At 65.3% G+C, this 5,553-nt stretch carries 5 protein-coding genes; 1 reads left to right on the forward strand and 4 read right to left on the reverse strand.

The genetic code is table 11. The features are described from left to right. Window positions 1-150: 150 nt before the first annotated feature. The 3 genes from phnY to ACREE8_RS07295 are packed head-to-tail and all read right to left on the reverse strand — an operon-like array spanning window position 151 to window position 4,045. Window positions 151-1,593, reverse strand: coding sequence for a phosphonoacetaldehyde dehydrogenase (gene phnY, locus ACREE8_RS07285; protein WP_431572320.1), 1,443 nt, complete (start codon window positions 1,591-1,593; stop codon window positions 151-153). Between the two features lie 23 nt (window positions 1,594-1,616). After that, a complete protein-coding gene (gene phnA / locus ACREE8_RS07290; protein WP_431572321.1) occupies window positions 1,617-2,879 on the reverse strand; it encodes a phosphonoacetate hydrolase in 1,263 nt (420 codons plus the stop codon). A gap of 29 nt (window positions 2,880-2,908) precedes the next feature. Next, window positions 2,909-4,045 carry a 2-aminoethylphosphonate--pyruvate transaminase gene (locus tag ACREE8_RS07295; protein WP_431572322.1) on the reverse strand — a complete coding sequence of 379 codons (1,137 nt, stop codon included), beginning with the start codon at window positions 4,043-4,045 and terminating at the stop codon, window positions 2,909-2,911. A 233-nt stretch (window positions 4,046-4,278) separates the two neighbouring features. On the opposite strand from ACREE8_RS07295, the gene ACREE8_RS07300 reads away from it, so the two are divergent. Then, complete coding sequence (locus ACREE8_RS07300) at window positions 4,279-5,154, forward strand: LysR substrate-binding domain-containing protein (RefSeq protein ID WP_431572323.1); 876 nt, start codon at window positions 4,279-4,281, stop codon at window positions 5,152-5,154. An 87-nt stretch (window positions 5,155-5,241) separates the two neighbouring features. On the opposite strand, the gene ACREE8_RS07305 is transcribed toward ACREE8_RS07300, so the two are convergent. Beyond that, a partial coding sequence (locus ACREE8_RS07305) for a DUF1127 domain-containing protein (RefSeq protein WP_431572324.1) occupies window positions 5,242-5,553 on the reverse strand: 312 nt, incomplete at its 5' end.

A 5,553-nucleotide genomic window follows, 5' to 3' on the forward strand; every position in this document is an offset into this window, starting at 1 on the left:
TGGCACGGTAGGGGGATCGAAGACTGTCTCCCCTGGCAACAACTGCAGCATTTCCCATGCTGGTAAGGACATCCATGTCGCTCACCTGATTTTTCCCCGGACAGCCCTGCGTCTTCGGGGGAGGGAATGCTCGATAACTTCTCGTCAGCCCTACCCCGGCCAGGGCAGTGACCAGGTCTTGACGTTGGTGAAGCTCTTCATCGCTTCAAGCACGCCTTCCTTGTAGCCGAGGCCGGAATCCTTGATGCCGCCGAAGGGGGACATCTCGATCCGGTAGCCGGGGACCTCCCAGACATTGACGGTACCGACCTCGAGCTCGCTGACGAAGCGGGTGATGTAGTCGAGCCGGTTGGTGCAGACGCCCGAGGAGAGACCGTAGGCGGTCGAGTTCGAGACCCGGATCGCGTCCTCGATATTCTTGACGCGGATCACCGGCGAGACCGGCCCGAAGGTCTCCTGCTTCACCAGCGGGCAGTCGAGCGGCACATGGTCCAGCACGGTCGGCGAATAGAGCGCCCCTTTGCGGATGTTGCCGAAGAGGAGCCGGGCGCCCTTGGTGACCGCGTCGTTGGTCATGTTCTCGCAATAGCGGGCCGCCGCCTCGTCGATCACCGTGCCCATCTCGGTCTTGGGATCGGCGGGGTCGCCATATTTCCAGGCCTTGCTCTTGGCCAGGAGCTTCTCGACGAACTCGTCGGCGACCGCCTCATGGATGATCATGCGCTTGACCGCCGTGCAGCGCTGGCCGGAGTTCTTGTAGGAACCCCCGGCGGCCAAGGTTGCGGCGCGCTCGATGTCGGCGTCCTCCATGACGATGATGGGATCGTTGCCGCCCAGCTCCAGCACCGCGCGGCGATAGCCCATCTTGCTGGCGATATATTTGCCGACTGACACGCCGCCGGTGAAGGTGATCAGCTCGACATTCGGGTTGGTCAGCATCTCGTCGGCGATCTCGCGCGGATCGCCCGTCACGACCTGGAACATCTCGGGCGGCAGGCCCGCCTCATAGAGCACATCCGCCAGCAGCAGCGCCGTCAGCGGCGTCTTCTCCGAGGGCTTCAAGACCATCTTGTTGTTGGTCGCGATCGAGGGCGCCACCTTATGCGCCACCTGATTGAGCGGATGGTTGAAGGGCGTGATCGCGGTGATGCAGCGCAAGGGATCGCGCTGGGTATAGATGCGCCGCTTCTGGCCATGGGGCGTCAGGTCGCAGGAGAAGGTCTGGCTGTCGTCCTGCAGGCAGAGCGTCGAGGAGAGCACGAACACGTCATAGGCGCGGCCGACCTCGTAGAGCGTGTCCTTGAGCGAGAGGCCGGACTCCGCGGTGATGACCTCCGCGATCTCCTGGCGGCGGCTGTCGAGCAGCTCGCCCGTGCGGCGCAGGATCTTGGAGCGGTCATAGCGGCTGAGCTTGGGCTTGTAGGCGGCCGCGATCTCATAGGCCTCGCGGATCTGGCCCAGGCCCGCCTTCGGCACGGTGCCGATCACCTGCTCGGTATAGGGGTTATAGACCTCGATGACGCGATCGCTGCCGACCAGCTTGCCGCCGATCCGCATCTTCTCCTGACGCAGCGGACGAAGGGGTGCGTTCATGGATGTTCTCCCACCGATCCGGATCAGCCGACCGCGCGGCGCGCGGCGCCGGCGATGGCCGGTTCGGCATAGTTGAGGGCCAGATCGAAGGCGCTGAAATTGCGCAGCTTCGCATCGACCGGCAGGCTCGAGGCCTTGCGATTGCAATAGAGCGGCACCTTCTGCTCGGAGACGCCGCCATGCGAGCGCAAAGGCGCGTCGAGGCCCGAGAGATCATGGCGATCGGCGCTGGTGCCGATGACGAAGGCCTTCTTCGACACCACGACGATGTCGCCGATCCGGTCCTGAGGCAGCTCGAAGCGGAAGGCGGCTTCGGCCCGCGTCAAGGCCAGCTCGACCTCGGGCAGCTTCGCCAGCCGGACCGCAACCGCGGTCACGTCCTCGCCTTCCGGCAGATAGGCGGTGGCGAAGGAACCGAGCGCGCCGTGATGGGCGACATAGGGATCGGTGATCGGCAGGATCACGCGGGCCACGTCCTTGCCGAGCCAGCCATCGAGCAGGGTCTGCAGGAACAGGATCTGCGGCTTGCCGTCGGGACCATGCTTGGCGTTCATGCCGTGATCGGCCGTCAGCACCACCGTGGCGCCGGCGGCGTCGAGCTGCGCCCAGTAATGGTCCATCATGCGATAGAAGTCGTTGGCGACCGCCGTGCCCGGCGCATGCTTGTGCTGGATATAGTCGGTGGTCGAGAGATACATGATGTCCGGGCGGTCGCGATGCATGAGCTTCACACCGGCCGCGAACACGAACTCCGACAGCCCCGCGCTGTAGACCGAGGGCAGCTTCAGGCCGACGAAGGCCAGCGCATCGTCGATGCCATGCTCGGCCATGGTGGTCTCGTTCGCCTTCTCGGCCGAGAAGCAGATGCCCTTCATGCCCTTGCCCAGGAGCTTCCTGAGCTTGTCCTTGGCGGTCACGACGGCGAGCTTGGCGCCGGCATCGGCGAAAGCGGCGAGGATCGTGCCGGCCCGCAGATATTTCGGGTCGTTCATCATGATCTCGGTGCCGGCCTCACGGTCGTAGAAATAGTTGCCGCAGATGCCATGGACCGACGGCGGCGCGCCGGTGACGATCGAGAGATTGTTGGGATTGGTGAAGCTCGGCACCACGCAGTCGGCGAGACGCTTCGTGCCGTGAGGCAGCGCGCGGGAAAGCCAGGGCATCATCCCCGCTTTCATCGCCTCTTCCATGTAGGCCGGCTCGGAGCCGTCGATGCAGACCACCACGACCGGCGCTTTCGGCCAGGCATAGCGGCGACCATTGACGGTCAACGTGCGTTCGCTCATCGGAATTGCCTCGTTTCCTGTTGTCGCGTTCAAGCGCTCGCGGCCAGCTTGGCCGGCGCGCCGCTCTTGACGCCCAATTCATTCATGACGGCGCGGACCGCCTCGAGGGCGCCGCGCATCTCCGCCTCGCCGAGCCTGCCGATACAGCCGATGCGGAAGCTGTCGGCGACCGTGAGCTTGCCCGGATAGATGACAAAACCGCGCTCGCGCAGCTTGTCGTAGAAGCTCTCGAACACGAAGCGCGGGTCGGCCGGCATGTGGAAGGTGACGATGATCGGCGCCTGCAGCCGGTCGGGCAGCAGCGTCTCGAAGCCCATGGCCCGCATGCCATCGACCAGGATCCGGCAATTGTTGCGATAGCGCGCGCCGCGGCCCTCGACACCGCCCTCGGCCGCATGCTCGTCGAGCGCCTGGGCGAAGGCAACGATGCAATGGATCGGCGGGGTGAAGCGGTATTGCTGGGTCTTCTCGATCACTTCCCACTGGTCGAGCAGGTCGAGCGTCAGCGCATGGGCGTTGCCCTTGGTCGCTTTCAGCGCCTCGATGCGGGCGATGACGAAGCCCAGCCCCGGCACGCCCTCGATGCATTTGTTGGAGGAGGCGGCGACCGCGTCGAAGGTCACCTCGGTCGCGAGCAGCGGGATGGCGCCGAAGGCGCTCATGGCATCGATCAGCAGGCGGCGGCCGGCCTTGGCGACCACGGCGCCGATCTCGGCGATCGGGTTCAGCACGCCCGAGGTGGTCTCGCAATGGACCGCGCAGACATGGGTGATGGCGGGATCGGCGTGGAGCGCCTTGGCGACCGCGGCGGGATCGATCGGCTTGTCTTCCGGCGCCTCGATCGTGGCGTGGGCGCGGCCGGCATAGTCGCAGATCCGGACCATGCGCTTGCCATAGGCGCCGTTGATCAGGATCAGCGCCTTGCCGTTGCGCGGCAGGAATGTGCCGAGCATGGCCTCGACCGCGAAAGTGCCGCTGCCCTGCATCGGCACGGTGGTGAAGCGGTCGCCGCCCTGGATCATCTCCACCAGGCGACGGCGCATGCCCGCATTGATCTTGATGAACTCCTGGTCGCGCGAGCCCCAGTCATGGAGCATCGCCTGCTTGACGGTCAGCGAGGTGGTGAGCGGACCGGGCGTCAGGAGCCAGGGGTCTTGGCGGGCCATGCGAACTCCTTTGATGTGATCGCTACGCTCTGATTCCAAGCTTCGGGTGAGATCTTCGATCGAGAACTCGTTCGATCCTGAAAAGCCCCCTTCCGCGAAGGAGGGCCTCGAAACTCTCGCCGGCCTCGATGACGCTATTAGGCGCTGCCCCGAACTATCTGTCCAATCACTGGTTTCTATATGATCTATAGGTTATATCTATGTCATAGCCCGTACCGTCTTGAGGACGCTCGATGAACCACGCTCAGCTCCGTGCCTTCCACGCCGTCGCCAGCCAGGGGAGCTTCACCCGGGCGGCCGAGGCCCTCCATGTGACCCAGCCGACCCTGTCGGGGCAGGTGAAGGAGCTGGAGGCCCGATACGGGGTCAAGCTGTTCGACCGGCGCGGACGACGGGTTTATCCGACGGAATTGGGCCAGTCCCTGCTCGATCTGACCCGGCGGCTCTTCAGCCTCGAGGCCGAGGCGGAGCAGATCCTGGGGGCCGCCAAAGGGCTCAAGCGCGGCCATCTGCGCCTCGCGGCCGACGCCCCCTTCCACGTCATCGCCGCGCTCTCGGCTTTCGCCAAACGCTACCCGGGCATCCGGCTCTCCCTCACCATCGGCAATTCCGAGCAGATCCTGGACGATCTGGTGGAGCATCGTGCCGACGTGGCGGTGCTGGCCAATATCCCGGAGGACCCGCGGGTCTATGCCTTCCCCTTCCGCCAGGACCGGCTGATCGCCTTCGTCGAGCGCGACCATGGCTGGGCGGACCGCGAAGCCGTGACCTTGAAGGAACTGGCCGGCCGCCGGCTGGTCCTGCGCGAGATCGGCTCCACCACGCGGCGTCTGTTCGAGAACGCGATGGCGGCGCGCGGCCTGGCGCTGGGCGAGGTGCTCGAGGTCAATTCGCGCGAGGCGGTGCGCGAGACGGTCGCCGCCGGCCTCGGCATCGGCGTGGTGTCGGAAAGCGAGTTCGGCAGCGACCGTCGACTGGTCCCTTTACGCATCGCCGCCGACGAGCTCGCCATGACCGAATATGTCGCCTGCCTCGCCGAGCGGCGTGATCTCAGCCTGGTGCGGGCGTTCCTCGATATTCTCGAGCTGCAGATGCCGGCGGAGCGGTAGCGCCGGTCACTGTGTTGTCGCCCCGCTTCTAACCCCCTCCCGCTTGAGCGAGGTGAAGAAAGCATAGAGCGCAAGTCTGGGCGGACTCTATCGAGTCCTCCAATCCTCTTCGATGCCGGGGCGTATGTTCCGGGCTTGCCCTGTCATTCCCAAGCGCGGCTCCCAAAGCCGGCGATCGGCATCGCCGGGAAGGTCTTCGCGGATGAGCCCGATGTCACGCAGCTCGCCGTCGTTCATCACCTGCAACTGGTCGATGCTCATCCGCCGCTGATGCTGTTCCACAAACCACCGCCGGACACGGCTAACCACGCCCTGCCAGAGTGGCAGGCCGCCGGTCGATGTCATCGGAATGTCCGGCCCGCCGGTTGATGCGATCAGGATGCCGGTGAAGACCGCGAC

This window comes from Hypericibacter sp. (assembly GCF_050729195.1).
In the GTDB taxonomy this organism is placed as follows: Bacteria; Pseudomonadota; Alphaproteobacteria; order Dongiales; family Dongiaceae; genus Hypericibacter.

What these genes read in the sequence shown, in the direction of transcription:
- phnA (WP_431572321.1), bottom strand. Translation starts at nt 2,879, where the DNA reads ATGAGCGAACGCACGTTGACCGTCAATGGTCGCCGCTATGCCTGGCCG.
- phnY (WP_431572320.1), bottom strand. Translation starts at nt 1,593, where the DNA reads ATGAACGCACCCCTTCGTCCGCTGCGTCAGGAGAAGATGCGGATCGGC.
- ACREE8_RS07300 (WP_431572323.1), top strand. Translation starts at nt 4,279, where the DNA reads ATGAACCACGCTCAGCTCCGTGCCTTCCACGCCGTCGCCAGCCAGGGG.
- ACREE8_RS07295 (WP_431572322.1), bottom strand. Translation starts at nt 4,045, where the DNA reads ATGGCCCGCCAAGACCCCTGGCTCCTGACGCCCGGTCCGCTCACCACC.